Here is a 20,215-nt window from a genome sequence, read left to right on the forward strand (position 1 = left end):
GCCATGAGCGGGGCCCGACCTCAGGGGGAAAGGGGAAAACCGGGGCGCTTCGTGTTGCTTTCTACTCGCGCGACCTTCCCTCCTCCAGGGTGCTACACACGCTGCGGCGTGACCAGCGGCAACGCACCGGACCGGGCGGGCGGGGGCCGCCACACCGCCTCACCCGCAGCACACCCCCGGCTATCGAGGGTCTTCGGGCGTTGGCTTCAGAGCCGGGCGCGGCGGCCTCACTGGCCGGGTTACGGGTGGTGGCCGAGGCCCTTTTCGTACGCGCTCCAGCCCTTCACGCGCTCCGGCGCGGCGGCCCGTGTCGCACCGCTCGAAGAGACGGCCCGGCCGCCCGCGCACCCGAGAGGGCCGCGAGCGCGATGGCAGCCAGGGCGAGCACGACGCCCGCGACGGTGGCCGCCGTGACCTGCGTATCACCGCGCGGCAGCAGCAGGTCCAAGGCGAGGGAACCCGCCAACTGACCGCTGATCGTGCACAGTCCGAGCACCAGGACGCCGAGCTTCTGCACCGTGGCGACCGCGATGGTGATGAAGGAGATGCCGACCAGCCCCCCGAGATAGAGGTACGGCTCGGTCGGCAGACGAGCAGGCAGCCCCGTCGCCACGGCATGCACCAGGAAGATCACGCTCAGCGCGCCGGTACCGGCGACGAAATTGAAGAGCGTCCCCGTGTAAGCGGACCCGGAGGCGTTCCTCACATGCCCGTTGACCGCCTGCTGCCAACTCACGCACACGCCCGCCACCAGCGGGAGCACCAGCATCAGATACGGGAATCCCCCGTCCAGCTTGTCCGCCGTCGACAGACCCACGGCCGCGAGCACGAGCACCGCGCCGACGACCCGGCGCCGCGTCGGCCGCTGCGGTCCGGCCGGCCCGAGCCCCATCCGGTCGAAGAGCAGTCCCCCGGCGACCTGGCCCGCCACGATCGCCACGGTGAACAGTGCGACCCCGAGCTCCCCGACGGTCAGCCCCTGCGCGAGCAGAAAGGCCGCACCCCCGAAGCCACCGAGCACCTGCCACCACTTGAGCCGCCCGCTGCGTACGTCCGCCAGCACCAGACCGATCCCACGGCGCGGCTTTCGCAGCACGAGCAGTCCGAGGGCCAACACCACCAACCCCGAGCCGAACGAGATCACCGCGGCCGTGAAGCCGTCGCCGCCGAGCCTGGCGGCGAGCTCGCCGGTGATGCGGGCCTGGAGGGATATCAGGGTGCCGGAGAAGACGGCGAGGAACAGCCAGGGGGCTGCGGCTGCGGGCATGTGCGTACGACCTCTGAGCTGGGCATTGCCGACGGGAACGAAACGGCCCGGAAGCACCTGCGAGCGGCATCCGGGCCGGTCCCTTTTTAGCTGATCAGCTCATCGCCGGACAGGGCGGGCCGGATGACGAGACATCCGGAGCGCCGGCCCGTAGCAGGCTGCGCACGCCGCACCCCAGTGCTGACCGCCCACCCAGTTGGCTCCGAGCGGGCCTATCGTGTCGGTCGCCTCCATGAAGTGGACCTCGGTACGCGGCACGTCGGCGTACGGCGGGAGGCGATAGCGCCGGGAGGCCGCCGTGGTCACCTCGCCGCGTTCGTCGAGCCGTACGCTCTCGAAGAGCGTGGCGCCCGGCGCCTGGGCGGCTCTCCGGCCACGGACGCAAGCTCCGGGGGGCTGCCGGGCCGGAACCCGGCAGCCCCCCGGAGGTCTTCAGCGGTCGCGGCGGCTAGTTGTAGACCCAGCCGCTGCACGCCGGGCTGGCGCCCGTGGAGACGTCCTCGACGCAGACGTTGTCCTCAAGCCGTCCGCCCGAGGAGGCGAAGCCGTGCCAGTAGGTGGCCGTGTTGGCTCCTTGCTCGGGGGCCGCCACGTAGCCGGAGTTGGAAGAACCCTGGTTCGGGCGGGCGCTGTCCCACTGATAGATGGTGACCTTGCACGTGTCGTACGAATGGTCCCAGGTATGGCCGGTGACATGGTTGGCGTCCCAGGTCGTCCAGCCGAAGCAGCTCCCCGACCAGCCGCTCCAGTTGGCGCCGGCCGCGCTCGCGCTGGGCGCCGCCAGGAACGTGGTGGCGAGTGCGGCGGCGGCGATCGCACCGGCCGCACCGATGCGGACCTTGCCCCGGCGTGCGCCGGGAGCCGTGAGTGATCTGCGCATGGAATTCCTCCTCGTGCCGTTGAAGTCGTCCCGGGAGACTAGGAAGCGCGCTGCCTGGCCGACAACAGGTTGGGACAGGGTGGGACGACTTGGGACAGCCACCGGGCAGCCCAGGACAGCGTGACTCCCACTGTCTCCGCGCGCCGTTGTCACTTCGAAGCCCGCTCGTAGTGGCAGCCGTAGGCGGGGCCGACGTTCTCCCCTGACCAGGGCCAGGGGGCGGAAGCCATCTGTCTGGGCCGCGACACGCACGGTCTGTCACCGGCGTGAGGGGGCAGGCTGGACACCATCGCGGGATGCCCACATGGAGCACTGGCCGAGAGGCGCTGCCGCCTGGCGGGTACCGCTGTATCAGCCGAGGCCGCGAGGGCCGGTCGGGGTGACGAACGATGAGAGGTGACGAAGGATGCAGCACGTCAGGCCGGGTGGCCTTGAGCAGATCGACGAGCTCAGCGGCCGGCCTACCTCCGGCCGCCGGAAAAACCACCCGGAAGGCGCCCGGCAGATGCCCGAGCGCTGACACCCGCCCCACGAACCCACGGCCCCAGACGCCCCTCCCCGTAAGGATCCCGCATGCAGACCGTCACCCTGAACAACGGCGTCGAGATGCCGATCCTCGGCTTCGGCGTCTATCAGATCCCGGCCGAGCAGACCGAACAGGCCGTCAGCGACGCCCTCGCCGCCGGCTACCGCTCCCTCGACACCGCGGCCGCCTACCGCAACGAGGAGGCCGTCGGCCGTGCGATCAAGAGCAGCGGCATCCCGCGTCAGGACCTGTTCGTCACGACCAAGGTGTGGGTCTCCGACGCCGGCGAGGACAAGGCCAGGCGCGCTTTCGACGCCTCACTGCGCAAGCTCGGCCTGGACCACCTCGACCTGTATCTGATCCACCAGCCCTACGGCGACGTGTACGGCTCCTGGCGAGCCATGGAGAGCCTGCACCGCGAAGGTCTCATCCGGGCCATCGGCGTCTCCAACTTCTACTCCGACCGGCTCGTGGACCTCATCGACCACAACGAGGTCACACCGGCGGTCAACCAGGTCGAGACCCACCCCTTCCACCAGCGCATCACCGATCAGGACCTGATGCGCGAGCGCGGGGTCCAGATCGAGTCGTGGGGCCCCTTCGCGGAGGGACGCAACAACCTGTTCACCCATCCGGTACTCGTCCGGATCGCCACCGCGCATTGCAAGTCGGTGGCACAGGTCGTACTCCGCTGGCTCGTCCAGCGGAACGTCGTGGTGATTCCCAAGTCGGTCCGCGCCGAGCGCATGGCGGAGAACCTCGACGTCTTCGACCTCGAGCTCCCCGACGACCAGATGACGGCTATCGCTGCCCTGGACACCGGAGAGTCGCTCTTCTTCGACCACCGCGACCCGGTCATGGTCAGCCGGCTCGGCAACAGCACCCTGGACAGCTGATCTGCCCTGCGGCCGTGGGGGCCCGAGCAGCGCCTGCCTGACCGGCTGCCGACCGCAGCCGGTCCGCGACCTGCCGCGGCGGTCCGCCGCAAGCGGGCGGCCCCGGCAACGGCGGAGCCTGCTCCCCGTTCCCGCAGCCGATGGTGTACGAAGTCCTTCGTGAACGAACAGATTCAGCCCTCGACCGTCCGCGTGTTCATAGCGCTCGCGCCGCCCGACGACGCGAAGGAAGAACTGGCGCGAGAACTGCGGCACGCCTACTCCGCGTACCCCCGTCTGCGGTGGAACCGCATCGAGGACTGGCACATCACCCTGGCGTTCCTCGGCGAGCTCCCGGTGGCAGCCGTCCCGCTCCTCCAGCCGCCACTCGCCGACCTCGCGGCAGTGAACCCACCCCTGCGACTGGCACTGCGCGGCGGCGGGCACTTCGACGAGCGGGTGCTGTGGAGCGGGATCGAGGGGAACCTCGAAGGGTTGCACCTGCTCACCAAAGAGGTCCGCGATGTGATCAGAGCGTGCGGTGTCGTCTTCGAGGACCGGCCCCTGCGCCCCCATCTGACGCTGGCCCGGTCACGCCGCGACGACTCCTCCAGCGTGGTGGAGGCCGCCGCCGAACTCGCCGCCTTCACCGGCCGGCCATGGCGGGCCGAACACCTGCACTTGGTCGCCAGCAACGTCGGCCGCGGACCGGGACCGATCCACTACCGCGACATCGAAGCGTGGCGTTTCGGCGCGGAGCCTTCCTGAAGCACGGTTGAGAAGGCCCGGGTTCAGCAGGTCAGGGGCCAGGGCCCGCGCCCCACCCAGGACGCTTTCAAGCCGGACCAGCTCCCGCCCCTTCCCGACCGCACCCCGCCGAACCCCGACGAGCCTTCCCGACGCTTCCCCGGCTCGGACGCTACGAGCGCCACGTCATCCCCCATTCCGACTTCCTCTGACCGGCCCTGGATTCATCGACACCGTACGCAGATAACCGCTCTGAGCTGGGCCTCCCCCCAAGGACGTCCATCGCAGCACGGCGGTCCGTGACCTCCAGGGGCTCGCAGGGGCTTGGTTCACGCCGGGGCGCGTGCGCGCTATGGGTTGACGGTGTGTCACATTCTAAGTCTGGTCAAGCATTTAACTTCCCTGCCCGAGTGGCCGGATTCAGGGGTCAGAGTGTGGTGTCCGGCCGAATCGGCGCCGTACACGCAGTACACGCACGCAGCACATCCGCACATCCCGGCACCCCCGTGCTCGTCGCCGGTGCCGTGAACTGGGGGCTCACATGTCTTCTCGTTCCATCGCCCGCGTCCTCGCGCTCGCTCTCGCCACCGCCGGCCTCGCCGGCGCCGCAGTCGTCCCCGTCAACGCCGCCACGGCCGCCGCCAAGCCGGTGCCGCGTTCGCCGATCGTGCTGGGGGCGATCCAGTACGACAGCCCCGGACGCGACGACCACTCGCAGCGCTCCCTCAACGCCGAATGGGTCACCGTCACCAACACCGGCCGCGGCACGGTGAACCTGAAGGGGTGGACCCTGACCGACCGGTCCCGTCACACCTATGCGTTCCACAGCCTGCGCCTGGCCGGACACCAGTCCGTGAGGGTCCACACCGGCATCGGTCGCGACACCGGCCGCGATGTCTACCAGGACCTCCGCAACTACGTGTGGAACAACTCCGGCGACACCGCGACCCTCCGCGACAACCACCGGCACGTCGTCGCCGCCAAGTCCTGGGGCCGCCGCTGACCACCACAGGCCGGCGCCGCCGCCACAGTGCCGGAAACCAGGAGGCCGGCACCCCTGAACCAGGGGGTGCCGGCCTCCGGCCTGCGGCTCTCCAGAGCCGGAGGCTCAGCCCGCGAGGCGGGCCATCCACTCCTCGACCTCGTCCGCCGAGCGCGGCAGGCCCGCCGACAGGTTCTCGTGGCCGTCGGCGGTGACGACCAGGTCGTCCTCGATACGGACACCGATGCCGCGCCATTCCTCGGGCACGGTGAGGTCGTCCGGCTGGAAGTACAGGCCGGGCTCGACGGTGAGCACCATGCCCGACTCAAGGACGCCGTCGACGTACTCCTCGTTCCGGGCGTGTGCGCAGTCGTGGACGTCCAGACCGAGCATGTGACCGGTGCCCGCCATGGTGAAGCGGCGCTGGAGGCCGAGCTCGTAAGCGCGCTCCGCCGGGCCTTCGATGAAGCCCCACTCCACGAGGCGGGCCGCCAGATGGCGCTGGGACGCCTCGTGGAAGTCGCGGTAGGCGGCGCCCGGCTTGACGGCGGCCATGCCGGCTTCCTGGGCCTCGTACACCGCGTCGTAGACCATGCGCTGCAGCGGCGTGAAGGTGCCGCTGATGGGGAGCGTGCGTGTGACGTCGGCGGTGTAGAGGGTGTGCGTCTCCACGCCGGCGTCGAGCAGGAGGAGGTCCCCGGGGCGGACCGGGCCGTCGTTGTCCGTCCAGTGCATGATCGTGGCGTGCTCGCCCGCCGCGCAGATCGTGCCGTAGCCGACGGCGTTGCCCTCCAGGCGTGCGCGGCGGAAGAACGTGCCCTCGATCCACCGCTCGGACGACGCGATCGCCCGGGAGAGCTCACCGATCACGTCGGTGAAGCCACGCACGGTGGAGTCCACGGCCTTGCGGAGCTCGGCTATCTCCCACTCGTCCTTGACCAGGCGGAGGTCGCTGAGCGCCTCCTCCAGTTCGGCGTCGCGCTCCTCCTCGGTGGCGACGGCGGCCTCAAGGGACGGGTCGATTCCTCGGACGATCCGGGTCGGCGCACCGGAGGCGGCGGCGAGGTCGTCGGCCGCCGTGCGGACGTCGCGGCAGGGCAGTCCGAGCACGACCTCGGACTCGGCGAGGGAGCGGCGCCGGCCCATCCACAGCTCCGCCGTGGCCCCGGTCCAGAACTCGTTGTCGTCCCTGCTGTCCCGCGGCAGCTGGTAGCAGTAGGCGTCGTGGCCGCCGTCCGCTCGGGGTTCGAGGACGAGCGCGCCGTCCCGGGCCTGGTCTCCGGTCATGTGGACGTAGCCCGTGTACGACCGGAAGGGGTAACTGTCGTCGTTGGAGCGGGTCTTGAGGTTTCCCGAGGGGATCACGAGGCGTTCGCCCGGGAAGCGAGCGGAGAGCGCGGCGCGGCGGGCGGCAGCGTACGGGGCCTGCTCGTCGGGCCGCAGGTCGTGCCGCTCGGTGTCCGCCCACCCCGTCCGCATCAGCGCGGACAGTTCCTCGGAGATCCCTGAGTAGAGACCGTTCTTCCGGCCTTTCGCCACGGCGTACACCTTCCTCTGAATGGGGCTGCTGGGTGCGTTTCCTCGGCGGACGGTACTCCGCGCCACGCACACTCGGTGCCGAAGAGTGCCACTGGCACGAATCGGCCACGGCCCCGGCCGGTGCCGTTGATAATGCGGCGTATGACGAACGCGAAACTCGGCGAGGCCCTGCGGCTTCTGGGCATCGATCATGCGGCGGGCCGGGTCTATCTGGCGCTGCTGGAGCTGGCCCCCGCGCCGCTGAGCGCGATCGCGGCCGCGGCTGGTCTGGAGGGTGCGGAGCTCGCCGCGGCGTACGGCGCGCTGGTCGACGCCGGTCTGGCCAGTGCCGCCGAGGAGGGTGGGGACGTGGTGGCCCCGGTTCCGCCGGCCGCCGGTCTGGAGATCCTGGCCCGGCACCGGGCGGCCGAGGTCGAGGAGTCGCGCATCGCCGTCGGGGGCGCGTTCGAGTCGTTCCGGCGTCAGCGGCTCGCCGCGTACAACGACAACCTCGTCGAGGTCGTCACCGGCGACGCCGTCGGCCCCCGGATCCGTCAGGCCTGGGCGAGCGCCCGCGAGCAGATCCGGCAGCTTGAGTCGCCTCCCTACCTCACCCTGCCCGGCTCCACGGACGACGCGCTGGCCACGCTCGCCCGCGGGGTGACGCAGCGCGTCGTGTACTCGCGCGAGTCGCTGGAGTACCCGGGCCATCTGAAGGAGGCCATCGAACCGTGCGTCAACGCCGGCGAACAGGCCAGGGTGCTGCCGTCGGTTCCGGTCAAGCTCGTGATCATCGACGAGGCGTACGCGCTCGTGTCGTTGTCGATCAAAGAGGCCGACGTGCACAACACCATGCTGGTCGTACAGCCCTGCGGCCTGCTCTCCGCGCTCATCGCTCTGTTCGAGCAGTCCTGGCAGAACGCCCTGCCGTTCCACGGCAGCACCACCCGCCCCGGCGGCGTGCCACCCGCCGACCGCCGTCTGCTGTGGCTCCTCGCGGGTGGCGCGAGCGACGACGTCATCGCCCGCGAGTTGGGACTCAGCCGCCGCACACTGTTCCGCCGCCTACAGATCCTGATGGCCCAGCTGGGGGCGGCGAACCGCTTCCAGCTCGCGCTGCAGGCACAGCGCCACGGGTGGCTGTGACACCGTCCTGCCTGAACGCCCCGGCACGGTTCAGGCGGAGCCCGTACGCAAGCGGAAGGTACGGCGGCAGTCGTCGGGAGGCACGCCCACCGTGCGGTTGAAGTGCCGCCGCAGCGTCGTGACGGTGCCCATGCCGGTCGCCGTCGCGACGGAGGTGACGCTGTCGTCGGTCTTCTCCAGCAGCTCCTGGGCGCGGCGGATCCGCTGGGTCAGCAGCCACCGCAGCGGAGTCGTGCCGGTCGCCGCGTGGAAGTGGCGGCCCAGGTTGCGCGAGCTCATCCGCGCACGGCGTGCCAGGTCCTCCACCGTCAGCGGCCGGTCGAGCCGTTCGAGCACCCGGGGCAGCAGCACCGCGAGCGAGTGACTGGGCGGTGACTGCGCGAGCGAAGGACTGAGCCCGGACGCGGTGCGGCGGCCGGCGGGACACCGACGAACCTGACCGTCAAGAGGTGGTGAGGGCTCGCGTTTCGGCGGTGTAGAGCTCCGCGGGGTCGAATCCCATACCCCTGAAGTGGCCCGCGAGTTCGAGGGACAGTACGCCGTGGAGGCGGGTCCAGAAGAGGAGGGCGCGGGTGAGAGCCGACGCCGGTGCCTGGTGTTCGCGCGCCCAGGACCGGTGCTCGGCGAGGTGGTCGTCGAGGGGAGCCGCCGGGGATGCTTCCGGTGTGCCGACGGTGCAGGCATCGAGGAGGACGGCCATGATCTCTGAGGCGATCCGGGTGGTGTCTTCGGGGGCCTGGTATCCGGGCACGGGGGTGCCGTAGACGAGGAAGTACCGGTGAGGGTCGTCCAGGGCCCACCGGCGCAGGGTGTGCGCCAGTCCGGCGAGGTCGGCGCCGGCCGCGGCGCGGGCCAGGAAGGTGTCGGCGAGGCTGCGATAGGCGTCCCGGATGAGCTCGGTGATCAGCTGGTCGCGGTTGGCGAAGTACCGGTAGAGCGCGGGCCCGCTCACGCCGATCTGCTTGGCGATGGCGTTGAGGGACAAGGCGGAGGCCCCGGCGTGGGCAATCTGCTCCCAGGCGTGCTTCTTGATCTCTTCCCGTACCTGAGCGCGGTAGCGCTCCCGGGGGGTCCTCGCGTCCGACTCTGCCACGTCCGCCTCCAGGCTCCACGACTACAGCATCAACCTCTAGTTAGAGGCTATCACTTTCCCTCTTGACTCTCACCGAAGCTGCCAGTTATAACTTCTAACGAACGCAACAGCTTCCACAGAGCATCTACAGAGAGGGATCGTCATGACCAGCGAGCACCTGACCGAGGTCGTCCTGCCGGGGATCGTGGCTCCGGAGGGCCTCAAGATCCGCCACGGAGCCGTACCGGAGGCCGGCCGGGGCCAGATCCTGATCGCCATGGAGGCGAGCGGGGTCTCCTTCGCCGAGCAGCAGATGCGCCGGGGGCGGTACTACGACCAGCCGCCCTTCCCGTTCGTGCCCGGCTACGACCTGGTGGGCCGCGTACTGACCACCGGAGAGGGCGTCGACCCGGAACTGGCCGGCCGGCGGGTGGCCGCGCTGGTGAAGGTCGGCGGGTGGGCCAGCCACGTCGTCGTCGACGCCGAAGACGCCGTACTCGTCCCGGACGGCCTCACGGCTGCGGAGGCGGAAACCGTGGTGGTCAACGGCATCACGGCCTGGCAGATGCTGCACCGCCGGGCGCGGGTTCGCGCCGGGCAGACCGTCCTGGTGCACGGCGCGGGCGGCGGAGTGGGCTCCGTCCTGGTCCAGCTGGCGCGTGCGGCCGGTGCCGAGGTGATCGGCACGGCGTCTCCACGGCACCACGAAGCCCTGCGAAAGGTCGGCGTGATCCCCGTCGACTACCGTGCGGGCAACGTGGCTTCCCGGGTTCGGGAGCTGGTGCCCGGCGGGGTGGACGCGGTCTTCGACCACGTCGGCGGGCGCAGCGTGATCGACTCCTGGCACCTGCTCGCACCCGGCGGCACGCTCGTCTCCTACGGCAGCGCCTCCACCCGCGACGACACCGGCTCCAAGCAGTGGCCCGTACTGAAGATCCTCGCCCGCACCTGGCTCTGGAACACCCTGCCCAACGGCCGCCGAGCCCACTTCTACAACATCTGGGCCGGCCGCGCCCTCGGCAGGGACCGGTTCCGCGCCCGCCTCCGGGCCGACCTCACCGAGGTGTTCGCCGCCGTGGCCCGGGGCGACGTCAGCGCCCGTATCGCCGCGCAACTCCCGCTCGCCCAGGCCGCCGAGGCGCTGCGCCTGGCGGAGTCCGGCACCGCCACGGGCAAGGTCGTCCTGACGCCCTGAACCGCGCCACGACTCCTCCGCCCGGACCAAGCACTCTCCCTACCGCTTCTACAACCATCGGGCCCGTTCGGCGATCAACTCCCGTGCACACAGCGCCAACACTGGGAGAGCCGTGAACCGTACCGCCATCGCGTTATGCACCGTCTTCGTCACAGCAGCAGGGCTGACCGCGTGCAGCAGCGACGACGACGCACCCAGAGCACCCAAGGCATCGACGTCCGTCGTCATTCCGAAGGCCTCCGCATCCAAGCAAATAGCGGACGGCCTGGCCAAGTTGGGCATCCCGCGACGGCCTGATGCCGCGACTCAGGCGAGGTACATCGTCGCCTTGACCTCGATCGACCCCGACATCGTGCACGGCAAGCCCGACAAGGCAGTCGACCGTGGACTCAATCATTGCAGCACCATCGCGAGCAGCCCGAAGGACCACGCCAAGCAGGTGGACCTCGCGAACAAGCGGTTCACCTCGCCCGCGCACCCGGATGGCTTCGGCCTGGCCAAGGCGGCCAAGGTCAACGAGGCGGTGCACGCGCAGCTCTGCCCCGGGAGCTGACGCTCGACCGCCCTCGACGCGCCCCGAGTCCCTCATCGTCGTATCGTCGAGGGCTGAGCGGCAGCCTGCCGCGCGTACGCGAAGCACCCTGGCACAGTTCAGAATTCGCGGTCGATCCCCGTGACCGCTGCAGGCCCCAAGGGGGCGTCCTCCTCGGTGAATCCGCTGTCGCGCAGGGCAGTGGAGACCAGCCGCACCGCGTTCGCTTCGGCCTCGGTGCGGCTGGCGGCCTCCACTTCGAGCCGGACGGAGAACGTGTTGCCGTCCTGGACGGTCAACAGGCTCAACTCCTCGTTCTCCCCGAAGTCGGTGTTCGCCGGGTCCTGGGGACGCAGCTTCCGCTCCACCGCGGAACGCTGGGCGTCGGTGACGCCGTGCACGAACGTGCCCGGCACGGTGATGACGTAGTCGGTCATGGAAACTCCTGACGTGCAGGCCCCCGCGGGTGTCGGGGGCATCCTCTTGGAATGCCCCGCAATGGGGATACCAACCAACCCACTCCCCCACCCGGGTGGTCGCCCGCCGAGAGCCCGCCGTGCTTTTGCCCACAGCTGCTCGAACTCCTCCGCGGAGATCTCGGCTGCCTGGGACTGGCCCTGCCAGCCATCCATGGGACCCTCGGCGAGAACGCCGTACCGGCGTTCGTAGCGACCCATCGCCGCCAGATCGGCATGATCACGCAAGTGCAGCACCTCCGCCAAAGAGGCAGCCACCAACGGCCGTGAATCCTTCCTCCGGATCTCAACCTGACGTGCCGCCCAACCCTGGCCATCGGCCTCGAAATACCGCCACAGATCCTCGTCCTCGCAGTAGATGCGGAACCAGGTCGTCATATCGCCATCTCACCGACCACCTCGACCAATACAAAGGGCCCCTGCGTGCGCCCGTGGGTCAGTGGACCTGCCCGATGGGGCGGACCACCACGGTGTTCACATCCACTCCGGCCGGCTGGCCGAGCGCCCAGGTGATGGCGTCGGCGACGTTCTCCGCAGTCATCACCGGACCTGTGGGTGCGGCGCCCTGCGGGTGGCTGCTCCAGAACGGGGTGTCGACCCGGCCGGGGGCGATCAGGGTGACGCCGACTCCGGCACCGGTGACCAGGACGCGGGTGTTCTCGGCGAGGGAGGTGAGGGCGGTCTTGCTGACCGAGTACATGTTGCCGGGGGTGTTCTTGATGCCCGCGGTACTGCCCACCAGGATGATCCGGCCCCCGTTGGCCATGAGCTCCGGGAGCGCCGCCTTCACAAGGAGAGCAGGGCCGAGGACGTTCACGAGGAGCATCTCGCGCCACTCCTCGGGGTCGCCGTCGGCGAGGTTGTCGTGGGTGGAGAACCCCGCGTTGGCGACGACGTGGTCGAGCCGCCCGAAGACCTTGACCGTGGTGTCGACGGCACCTTGGACCGCCGCGAAGTCGGTGGTGTCAGCGGCTATGGGCAACAAGGCCTCCCCGGCGCCCAGTTCGGCGGCGAACCCGTCGAGCCGTCCCTGGTCGCGGCCGGTTACGGCCACCCGATGCCCGGCCCCGACCAACCGCCGCACGGTCGCCGCACCGATCCCGCTCGCCCCGCCGGTGACGAGGGTCACCGGTCCGCCGTGCTCGCCGCTCATGACTTCCTGACTGCTGCTCATAACTCCCCCTGGAATCAAGCCTGATGATCAGCGACTGTCTACCACGCGCACAGGCGCCGCCGCGCGCGGATTCCGATCCCGTACGGGCGAGCAGCGCGGTGTACGCCAGGTGCTGGCCAACGCACGGGCCCGTGGCCGTCCCACGGACGAGGAACCCGTGCGTGGGCTGCGAGGCAGCCGGTGCCGACTCCGCGCCGTCGGGCTTCTTGGGCGTCGCTCCGCTCTTGGCGTCACCGCCGCCGCCCGAACATCCCGCGACCAGTACGAGAGAGCCGACGGCAAGCGCGGTGAGCATGCGAGTCGACACGTGATCCCCCGGAGATCAGAAAGCCGAGGCGCATCACAGCGACTGGAACCGGATGCACGCGCTCCACCAAAAAGTGGGGAGTGGGTGGGAGCGCACAGCATGGGATCGTCCCGGGGAGTCTGGCTGCGGCAGGATTGAACCGTGCCGAACGAGTCAGAGGACATTGAGCTGAGCGAACACGAACTGCGCGAGATCACGGGCTACGCGGCCGACTGCGCCCGCAGAGTGCTGTCGCTCTTCGAGCAGCATCTTCCTGCGGACACGCGCCCTCGCGACGCCATCGACGCAGCACACGCCTTCGCCGGGGGCGGTCGGCGCACGGGCGCCCTTCGGCAGAGCGCATGGGCGGTGTACAGAGCGGCACAACAAGCCCCTTCACCCGCCGCGGCCGACGCGGCACGAGCGGCGAGCCATGCCGCCGCCGCTGCCTACCTCCATCCCAAGGCAAGCGCTCATCAGGTCAAACACATCCTCGGCGCGGCAGCACACGCGGCCCGCGCGGAAGAGCTGGCAGCCGCAGAGGACGGGCGCGTCCCTGCGGAAACCCTCGACTGGGCGCGCCATCACGCGCCTCCGGCGGTCAACGCGGTGCTCGGCCGTCTGCCTGTCGCACCTCCCGGAGGCGGACGCGTCGGAGAGTTCATCCGCGATCTCGACGCCGCTCTCCGTACCTGAGGACGATCAGACTCGGCAGCCCGCGCCGTTATTCCTGGGCGTTGCAGGCGGCGAGGAGAGGAGTGAGGCGGCGCGCGGGAGTGGCGGGATGGACGGCGAGAAAGGTCTCGGCCATCGGGACGGGAGGCGCGAAGGGCCGGAAGACAGTGCGCCCGGCGGGGAGGCGGGCGGCCTGGGCGGCGTAGAAGACCGTCCAGCTGGCGGCGCCGGTGGCGATCGCGGCAAGGGTGTCCTGGTCGGTGGTGAAGGCGGGGCCGACGACTGGCTCGAACCCGGCGCCGTTGCACGCCGCGACCACCAGGTCCACCAGATGGGGGTTGTTCTCGCGAGGGACGATCCGCAGGGGCAGAGCGGCGAGGTCGGCCACGTGGACGGCAGTGCCGGTGGCCAGGGGGTGGGCTGCGGGAAGGGCCACGACCAGGGGATCCTTCCAGACCGGGATGAGGTCCAGCCCTTGGCTGCGACTCGCCCCGCGTACGAAGGCCGCGTCCAGCTCACCGTCCCGTACGGCTTGCAGGCGGCTGGCCGTCGGGGAACTCGTCAGTTCGACGGTGATGTCAGGGGCACTCGCCGCCAGCGAAGCCAGGACGTGTTCGAGGCGGGTCCCGAGGCCGACACTGGTGCCGATGCGCAGCACGGCGTTCTGTTCGGCGCGGTGGTCGGCCATGGCATCGAGGCCCGCGCGCTCGGCTGCCAGGACGGCCCGGGCGTGAGGCAGGAACGCGGCGCCCGCGGCGGTGAGGGCGACCTGGCGTGTGGTGCGGTCGAACAGGTCCTGTTGGAGTTCGCGCTCCAGGCGCCGGACCTGCTGGCTGACGGTGGGCTGGACGATGTGCAGGCGCTCCGCGGCCCGGCCGAAGTGCAGTTCCTCGGCAACGGCCACGAAGTACCGCAACTGACGCAGTTCCACTACCTACCTCCGGCCACCCCGAATTCATCACGATCCTTGATGAGTGTACGAGCGAACCGGACCTTGGTCGTCGCTCGGTAAGGCGGTGAAGTGGCTCAGTGAAGTTGCCCGCACAACGCCGCGTTTCCCGCGTGGCGAGTCAGAGAGTCAGAGCGTCAGAGAGGAAAGCCGCTCATGCCGTACGCGACCGTCAACGGGGTCAAGCTCTTTCACACGGACACCGGAGCGGGTGCCCCGGTGCTGTTCCTGCACGGCTGGGGCACCAGCGGCCGGGCCTGGGACGCCCAAGTCGCCGACCTGGCCGCCGACCACCGCGTGATCACCGTGGACTGGCGGGGATGCGGACGCTCGGAGCATCCGTCCACCGGCAACACCACACGGACCAACGTAGAAGACATACTCGCCCTCATCGAACACCTCGACCTGGAACGGCCGTTGCTGGTGGGCAGTTCGCTCGGGGCCACCTTCGCCCTCGAAACGGCTCTTCGCGCACCGGAGCACGTCGCCGGTGTGGTGTCGGTCAGCGGACCCGGCCACTGGCCGAGCCAGGGCATGGCGAGTGCCCTGCGCTCCCTGATCTCCTCCCTCGCCGTCGACCGTGCGGCAACCGTGGCCAACTGGGTCCCGAAGTGGTTCGGTCCTACGGCACCGGTGGAGCCCGTACGGCAGACGGTGCGCCAGATCCTCGAATCGGGGCGCTTCATCGACGAGTTGTTCACCGAGGCCATGTCCCACGACCCGCGCGAGGCACTGACCGGGATCGCCGTCCCGGTGGCCTACCTGCACGGTCGGTACGACTCCGAGATACCGCTTGAGGTGTCCCGTACGCTCGCCGCGCTGACCCCGTACGGCACCTTCCACGTGATCGAACAGGCCGGGCACATGGCCCACCAGGAGCAGCCCGCCGCCGTCAACGCGCTCATCCGCGCGGCACTGGAGCGCATCACGGCCGACGCGTTCCCGAGGCCGGCGACGGGCAGCCCCTCCATCAGCCCTGCCGTCTAGGGCGTGTTTCGAAAGTCCCGTCTGCCCGGCCCGCCCTTCGGGCGGACGACGCTACTTTCGAAACACGCCCTAGGGCTGGCCGGCCTGCTTGGAGCAGGTCTGGTCGTTGGCGGGCAGCTTGCCCGTGGCCAGGTACTGGTTGACGCTGTTGTCGACGCAGGCGTTCTCATAGAGGCCGTAGATCGCGTGCCGGTTGGCGCCCTTGAGGGTGATCAGCTTGGAGCTCGGCAGCAGGCCGTGCAGGGCGACGGCACCCTTGTGCGCGGTGCGCGGGTCGCCGGTGGCGGACACGATCAGCACCTTGGCGTCGCGCTTCACCTGAGTGGGCTCCTCGCGGGGCCGGTCCCAGAAGGCGCACGGGCCGATGTTGTTGACCAGCGCGCCGAAGCGCGGGTACGCGGCACGGCTGCGCTCGATGTCCCGCCAGTAGACCTCGGGGTCGCGCGGGGCCGCCTTGTCCCCGCAGATGACCGCGGACTGCACACTGCCGTGGTGTGACTGCTCGCCGGTCATCGCGAGCCGCAGGGTCGCGGCGAAGATCGGCGACAGGCGGGTCGGCTGCCCGGCCGCGGCCTTGTTCAGCACGGACACCTGTTCGGCGAGGGTCGCCCGGGACGTGTCGGTGTCACTGTCGACCCCGGCGAGCAGGATGAACGGGACCTGGGTGTCGTCGAGTTGGAAGGTCTCGGGCGCCGTGCCGACGGTCAGCGGGCCGCGCGCGGAGGTCTTGATGATGTGGTCGATGGTGGCCAGGACCTGTGCGCGGGTGCGGCCGAGGCCGTACGTGCCGTTGCGGGCGGCAACCCACGCGGCCCAGTCGGCGAGCGCCTGCTCGTTCTCGCCGACGGCCGCCTGGAGCAGCCGGGGGCCGAACTTGCGGGGGTCGACGGCACCGTCCAGGACCATGCGGTCGGTGCGGCCGGGGAACATCTGGGTGTAGACCGTGCCCAGGTAAGTGCCGTACGAGTAACCGAAGTAGGAGATCTTCTTCTCGCCGAGCGCTCCACGGATGACGTCCATGTCCCGGGCCGTGTTACGGGTGGTGACGTGCGGCAGCACGGAGGCGTTGGTGGCACGGCACTTGGCGGCCAGATCCTTCTGCAGGGCGACCTGGCGCTCGAAACCCGCCCGGCTGAGACCGGCCGAGAAGATGTTGGTGCCGACGGACCAACCGCAGTCCAGCGGGGTACTACGGCCGACGAAGCGCGGGTCGAAGCCGACTATGTCGTACCGCGGGCCGGTCCTCTTCATCCACGCATGGAATTCCGGCGGGGACTCAAGCGCCTTCCCACCAGGACCACCGTTGTTCAGCAGGATCGACCCGATGCGGTGGCGGGTGTCAGTGGCCTTGAGCCGGGATATCGCCACGGTGATCGTACGACCCCGGGGGTCGGCGTAGTCGAGCGGCACGGTGACGTCCGCGCACTGCACCCCGGCCTTGTCGAGATCGCGGCCCATACTGTCGCCCGGCCCCTTGGCACAGCTGCCCCAGCCCAGGCGCTGATCGTAGTAACGGTCGAGCGAGGCTCCGGACTTCGACGCGGTGGGCACCGCCGCCGTGGCCGTTACGGTGGGTACCGCGCCGAGGCAGGCGGCGAGAGCGAGGCCCACGGCCGAAGTGCGGCGCAGGGCGGGGCTGGGGGTGATCACGAAGTCTCCTCGGGATGCGGGGGGTTGCGGTCGGGAGTGCAGGCGGTGTGCGCCGCGCTCGCCGTGGCCAAGGCGAGCGCCACAACGGCTGAGCTTTCGGCCAACGGCCCTACGGACGCGGCTGGTTGACTTCCACCAAAGGGGTGTCTCTTCACCCTGTTCCGTATATGTCTCACACCGTCAGACGCTAAGCGGAACGGCCGTCCCATTCACTACGGCTGTCCCCCGAGCATCGATGGGGGGCACCCCTACCAATGGCCCGTCAAAGCCACACTCCGCGAGAACAATCAGCCGGAATCCACATCGGCGACGTACTGTCGCCCGAGACCGAGGCGTGGCGTCAGTCTGTCCTTCCTTCCGTCAGGTAGCGTGCGCGGAGGCGGGTGAAGGCGGTGGGAGTGGGGCGGTACGGGAGAAACTCCTTGATCCGCCGAGCGCATTCGCGTGGGCTCGCCGTGCTGGTGTCGCACTCCAGGTCATAGTCCCCGTGACCGTGAACCACGTCGTACTGGTGCGCTGCGAGGCCCGCCGGGCGGTCACCTCGGGCCTGCTCACGGCGCATCAGTTCGTCCATCGGGCAGTGGACGCCGACGAACAGCACGTTCTCGGGTGGCAGAACCGTCAGGCAGTCGAGCAGCCGCCACGGTTCGCTCAGGACATGGTCGACAACAATGTCGTTGCCCACCGCGGCCATCGCCGCAGCCGAGCGGTGGAAACCCATCCTGGTCCGCCGCAGCGCGGCGTCCAACTCCTTGGTCCCGAGCTCCCGCTTGCTGCGCATCGCGTTGAAGCCGTCCACCGCCAGGTGGAAGAAGACGCCGTCATCCAGGATGTCCAGAAGGTCCCGGGCGATGCTCGTCTTCCCTGAACTGGAGGTGCCGTTGAGGAAGATGATCCGGCCGCGTGTCATATCGGCATGATGACACGGTGCCGCGTTGGCGCCGCGCCCACGGCACCTTTGTGCCTGGCACTCTCCGTGGGAGAGTCCGTCACGGAAGCCAAGTCCATGGCCGCAGACAGCGGGACGTCTTCCCCCCTGAGCGATCTACGGCGCGGCCCCCTCCAGGAGTTCCGGGCCGTTGTTGCGCACATTGTTCACGGCCGGGGAGACCGGGCGGGCGTCCAGGTGGCCGCCCGCGGGCTGGGTCAGTAGGGTGCGCAGCTCATCGGGGTCCTGGTGGTGGGGGTCGAGCCAGGCGTCGTAATGGTCCTCGGTGAGCGCCAGCGGCATGCGCGGGTGCACGCGGCCGGCCGCGTCCGTGGCCTCGGTGGTGATGATCGTGCAGGTCACCAACCAGGCGTCAGGATCGTCGTCGTGCTTGACCGAGCGATCGCGCCAGTACTCGTACAGCCCGGCGAGCGCCATCACCTGGTCGTCCTCGGGATGGATGAAGTACGGCTGCTTGCGCACTTTGCCGGTGTCCTGGTCCTTGACCTGCTCCCACTCGTAGAAGCCATCGGCCGGCAGCAGGCAGCGGTGCTTGAGGAAGGCGCGGCGGAAGGCGGGCTTCTCGTGGACGGTCTCCACTCGGGCGTTGATCATCCGGGCGCCCACCTTCACGTCCTTCGCCCATGACGGCACCAGCCCCCAGCGCAGCGGCCGCAACTGCCTGCCGTGCGGCGCGGCATCGTCATGTCCGCGCGCGGTGCGCTCCAGGACGGCCCATACCTCGTCGGTCGGCGCGACGTTCCAGTTCGGCGCCAGGCTCTCCTGGGCGTGCCAGTCGGTGACCTGGAAGAGCTGGACCAGGTCCTCGGGGCTGCGGGTGGAGACGTAACGGCCACACATAGAACCACTCTGCCACCGGGAGCACCGAGGGAAACACTGTTCCGCGGCCTGTTTACGGGTCGGCGAATATGGCGGTTGCCACCCAGGTGCCATTCTGCTCGTAAGCCGCCACATAGGCATGGAATCCCGGCTGAAGGAATCCGTAGCGGTACGTTCCCTTGGCGAGCTCGAAGGTCACCTCTCCGTTGGTGGTGGCGAGCTCAAGGTGACCGTCCTTGAATTCGATGACCTTTCCGCTGAACCCCACGGTTTGGGGCGCTGTCGACGCGGCGCCACCGCCGACCTGCCGCACAGCAGCATGCCCTGTCGGAGCCGCGTGTGCTGCCTGTGCCGCCGGTCCGCAGACGGCCAGCATGCCCGTCATCCCGACACCGATGATCGCCGCCTCGGCAAGCTTCCTGGAATTTCGCATGTGCATTCCCCTTCTTCAAGCCTTCACGAGTGTCCGATTCAGCCGTCGAAATCCATCGGATCCGACCCGCCGTTCGGACGCTGGCAGCGTCCCCGGCACGCACGTGATTCACTTTCGCATTGCCTTCAGGATTCGCCTCTTCGGGCGCCGACGATGACGCCGACGCGGTGGTCATCCCTCGATACTCGGGTGCGGACGAGACCGGGGATTCCGGTGCGGGCGAGATGTTAAGTGCCGTACGGGACGGGTGCGTTGCGGCCTGCTCCTCTCGGCCTTCCCCGACCAGGCCCATACGTTCCAGGCCCGCTGTGCCGAGTACCGCCTCCTGGCCGTCGAGATCGAGGAGGTGACGGGTGGCGGCTCCCCCGGGACGATCCTGATGAAGGCCCTGGGACGCGGAACCGGGAAGGGACACCCGCGTGACTCCGTCCGTCGTGCACCAGAAGTTCCTCTACCTCTGCGCCGCAATCGGGTTCGCCGCACTGGTCTCGGGACTCGCGGTCGGCGTCCTCACCGAGAGCAGCTGTGGGCCTTGTCGGCGGTGGTTCTGGAGTCGCTGGGATCGGCCGTGCTCTTCCCCATCCTGGTGTCGTTCTCCTACGACCGGCTCAAGGAGAAGTGGCCCGGGGACGAGGTGTGGCGCATCTTCAACGAGCTGTCCGACGCCGGGATCAGCCTCGTCTACAAGGACCGCGAGACATCGCCCCGCCGCGACAACGCGCAGACCCGGCTGTCGGAGGAGTTCCGCAGTTTCGAGAACCGCGAGATCCTCACGATGGGCGTCTCTCTGCGGATGTTCTGCAACCCCCTCGGACCGTTCTACCGCGACATCGAGACGATGCTGCGGGAGACCGGCGGTCGGGTCCGGATCCGGGCGGCCGGGCGGCCGTCTGCGATCCGGCCAACCCCGATGTCCCCGTCCGGGGCCGCGACCGAAGAGGCCGGCCGAAGCCCCGAGCACACCTCTCAGCTGGAGCGCGCCGTCGAGTCGACGAGGGTGACCGTCGCGGCCTGCGGGCCACGATGGGACCGCACATCCATCTGAGACTGGCCATGGCCGCCCCCTAGTGCACGACG

Annotated in this window: 20 protein-coding genes and 3 pseudogenes; 9 read left to right on the forward strand and 14 right to left on the reverse strand. The window is 69.6% G+C overall.

The genetic code is table 11. The features are described from left to right. Positions 1–283 precede the first annotated feature (283 nt). The 3 genes and pseudogenes from ACZ499_RS33295 to ACZ499_RS33305 all read right to left on the reverse strand — a co-directional run bounded on the left by ACZ499_RS33295 (position 284) and on the right by ACZ499_RS33305 (position 2,147). Positions 284–1,267 (reverse strand): DMT family transporter, encoded by a 984-nt coding sequence (locus tag ACZ499_RS33295; RefSeq protein WP_468680023.1) that lies wholly within the window; start codon positions 1,265–1,267, stop codon positions 284–286. A gap of 198 nt (positions 1,268–1,465) precedes the next feature. Next, positions 1,466–1,630: pseudogene (locus ACZ499_RS33300) on the reverse strand (hypoxanthine oxidase); the annotation flags it as partial. Between the two features lie 85 nt (positions 1,631–1,715). Then, entirely contained in the window at positions 1,716–2,147 is a 432-nt protein-coding gene (locus ACZ499_RS33305) for a hypothetical protein (protein ID WP_468680025.1), read from the reverse strand. 573 nt (positions 2,148–2,720) lie between these two features. Between ACZ499_RS33305 and ACZ499_RS33310 the strand changes: the two genes are divergently transcribed. From ACZ499_RS33310 to ACZ499_RS33320, 3 genes are all read left to right on the forward strand, one after another. After that, positions 2,721–3,569 (forward strand): aldo/keto reductase, encoded by an 849-nt coding sequence (locus tag ACZ499_RS33310; RefSeq protein WP_468680027.1) that lies wholly within the window; start codon positions 2,721–2,723, stop codon positions 3,567–3,569. 159 nt (positions 3,570–3,728) lie between these two features. After that, positions 3,729–4,316: an RNA 2',3'-cyclic phosphodiesterase gene (gene thpR, locus ACZ499_RS33315; RefSeq protein ID WP_468680029.1), complete on the forward strand. Its 588-nt coding sequence runs from the start codon at positions 3,729–3,731 to the stop codon at positions 4,314–4,316. Between the two features lie 520 nt (positions 4,317–4,836). Then, positions 4,837–5,298 carry a lamin tail domain-containing protein gene (locus ACZ499_RS33320; protein ID WP_468680030.1) on the forward strand — a complete coding sequence of 154 codons (462 nt, stop codon included), beginning with the start codon at positions 4,837–4,839 and terminating at the stop codon, positions 5,296–5,298. Positions 5,299–5,403: 105 nt separating this feature from the next. Here the strand turns inward: ACZ499_RS33320 and ACZ499_RS33325 are convergent, their stop codons facing one another. Then, positions 5,404–6,816, reverse strand: coding sequence for an aminopeptidase P family protein (locus tag ACZ499_RS33325; protein ID WP_468680032.1), 1,413 nt, complete (start codon positions 6,814–6,816; stop codon positions 5,404–5,406). A gap of 141 nt (positions 6,817–6,957) precedes the next feature. On the opposite strand from ACZ499_RS33325, the gene ACZ499_RS33330 reads away from it, so the two are divergent. Beyond that, positions 6,958–7,941 carry a LuxR family transcriptional regulator gene (locus tag ACZ499_RS33330; RefSeq protein ID WP_468680034.1) on the forward strand — a complete coding sequence of 328 codons (984 nt, stop codon included), beginning with the start codon at positions 6,958–6,960 and terminating at the stop codon, positions 7,939–7,941. A 30-nt stretch (positions 7,942–7,971) separates the two neighbouring features. On the opposite strand, the pseudogene ACZ499_RS33335 reads toward ACZ499_RS33330, so the two are convergent. Further along, positions 7,972–8,304, reverse strand: a pseudogene (locus ACZ499_RS33335) (helix-turn-helix domain-containing protein); the annotation flags it as partial. A gap of 79 nt (positions 8,305–8,383) precedes the next feature. Further along, the gene (locus tag ACZ499_RS33340) at positions 8,384–9,034 is read right to left on the reverse strand and encodes a TetR/AcrR family transcriptional regulator (RefSeq protein WP_468402047.1); all 651 of its coding nucleotides are present in this window, start codon (positions 9,032–9,034) and stop codon (positions 8,384–8,386) included. Positions 9,035–9,176: 142 nt separating this feature from the next. Between ACZ499_RS33340 and ACZ499_RS33345 the strand changes: the two genes are divergently transcribed. Beyond that, positions 9,177–10,208: a medium chain dehydrogenase/reductase family protein gene (locus tag ACZ499_RS33345; RefSeq protein ID WP_468680037.1), complete on the forward strand. Its 1,032-nt coding sequence runs from the start codon at positions 9,177–9,179 to the stop codon at positions 10,206–10,208. Here ACZ499_RS33345 and ACZ499_RS33350 read toward each other — a convergent pair. Next, positions 10,195–10,266, reverse strand: a pseudogene (locus tag ACZ499_RS33350) (hypothetical protein); the annotation flags it as partial. The gene ACZ499_RS33345 and the pseudogene ACZ499_RS33350 overlap by 14 nt on opposite strands. Before the next feature lie 54 nt (positions 10,267–10,320). Between ACZ499_RS33350 and ACZ499_RS33355 the strand changes: the two are divergent. Continuing rightward, positions 10,321–10,761: a hypothetical protein gene (locus tag ACZ499_RS33355; RefSeq protein WP_468680038.1), complete on the forward strand. Its 441-nt coding sequence runs from the start codon at positions 10,321–10,323 to the stop codon at positions 10,759–10,761. A gap of 98 nt (positions 10,762–10,859) precedes the next feature. Here ACZ499_RS33355 and ACZ499_RS33360 read toward each other — a convergent pair whose 3' ends face one another. Both ACZ499_RS33360 and ACZ499_RS33365 read right to left on the reverse strand, forming a co-directional pair. Continuing rightward, positions 10,860–11,177: a hypothetical protein gene (locus ACZ499_RS33360; protein WP_468402050.1), complete on the reverse strand. Its 318-nt coding sequence runs from the start codon at positions 11,175–11,177 to the stop codon at positions 10,860–10,862. Between the two features lie 475 nt (positions 11,178–11,652). Beyond that, positions 11,653–12,390 carry an SDR family oxidoreductase gene (locus ACZ499_RS33365; protein ID WP_468680040.1) on the reverse strand — a complete coding sequence of 246 codons (738 nt, stop codon included), beginning with the start codon at positions 12,388–12,390 and terminating at the stop codon, positions 11,653–11,655. 448 nt (positions 12,391–12,838) lie between these two features. On the opposite strand from ACZ499_RS33365, the gene ACZ499_RS33370 reads away from it, so the two are divergent. Further along, positions 12,839–13,372: a putative immunity protein gene (locus ACZ499_RS33370; protein WP_468680041.1), complete on the forward strand. Its 534-nt coding sequence runs from the start codon at positions 12,839–12,841 to the stop codon at positions 13,370–13,372. 28 nt (positions 13,373–13,400) lie between these two features. On the opposite strand, the gene ACZ499_RS33375 is transcribed toward ACZ499_RS33370, so the two are convergent. Continuing rightward, complete coding sequence (locus ACZ499_RS33375) at positions 13,401–14,282, reverse strand: LysR family transcriptional regulator (protein ID WP_468680043.1); 882 nt, start codon at positions 14,280–14,282, stop codon at positions 13,401–13,403. A 174-nt stretch (positions 14,283–14,456) separates the two neighbouring features. Here ACZ499_RS33375 and ACZ499_RS33380 point away from each other — a divergent pair, with 174 nt between their 5' ends. Next, a complete protein-coding gene (locus ACZ499_RS33380; protein WP_468680045.1) occupies positions 14,457–15,287 on the forward strand; it encodes an alpha/beta fold hydrolase in 831 nt (276 codons plus the stop codon). A 69-nt stretch (positions 15,288–15,356) separates the two neighbouring features. Here ACZ499_RS33380 and ACZ499_RS33385 read toward each other — a convergent pair whose 3' ends face one another. The 4 genes from ACZ499_RS33385 to ACZ499_RS33400 form a co-directional block, all read right to left on the reverse strand. Continuing rightward, positions 15,357–16,937, reverse strand: coding sequence for an alpha/beta hydrolase (locus ACZ499_RS33385; protein WP_468680047.1), 1,581 nt, complete (start codon positions 16,935–16,937; stop codon positions 15,357–15,359). 340 nt (positions 16,938–17,277) lie between these two features. Then, positions 17,278–17,847, reverse strand: coding sequence for a chloramphenicol phosphotransferase CPT family protein (locus ACZ499_RS33390; RefSeq protein WP_468680048.1), 570 nt, complete (start codon positions 17,845–17,847; stop codon positions 17,278–17,280). 135 nt (positions 17,848–17,982) lie between these two features. After that, positions 17,983–18,726 (reverse strand): SOS response-associated peptidase, encoded by a 744-nt coding sequence (locus ACZ499_RS33395; protein WP_468680050.1) that lies wholly within the window; start codon positions 18,724–18,726, stop codon positions 17,983–17,985. Between the two features lie 52 nt (positions 18,727–18,778). Then, positions 18,779–19,138: a hypothetical protein gene (locus ACZ499_RS33400; RefSeq protein ID WP_468680052.1), complete on the reverse strand. Its 360-nt coding sequence runs from the start codon at positions 19,136–19,138 to the stop codon at positions 18,779–18,781. 568 nt (positions 19,139–19,706) lie between these two features. Here ACZ499_RS33400 and ACZ499_RS33405 point away from each other — a divergent pair. Further along, positions 19,707–20,183 carry a hypothetical protein gene (locus ACZ499_RS33405; RefSeq protein WP_468680054.1) on the forward strand — a complete coding sequence of 159 codons (477 nt, stop codon included), beginning with the start codon at positions 19,707–19,709 and terminating at the stop codon, positions 20,181–20,183. Positions 20,184–20,215: the final 32 nt, after the last annotated feature.

Source organism: Streptomyces sp. NPDC031265 (assembly GCF_055570295.1).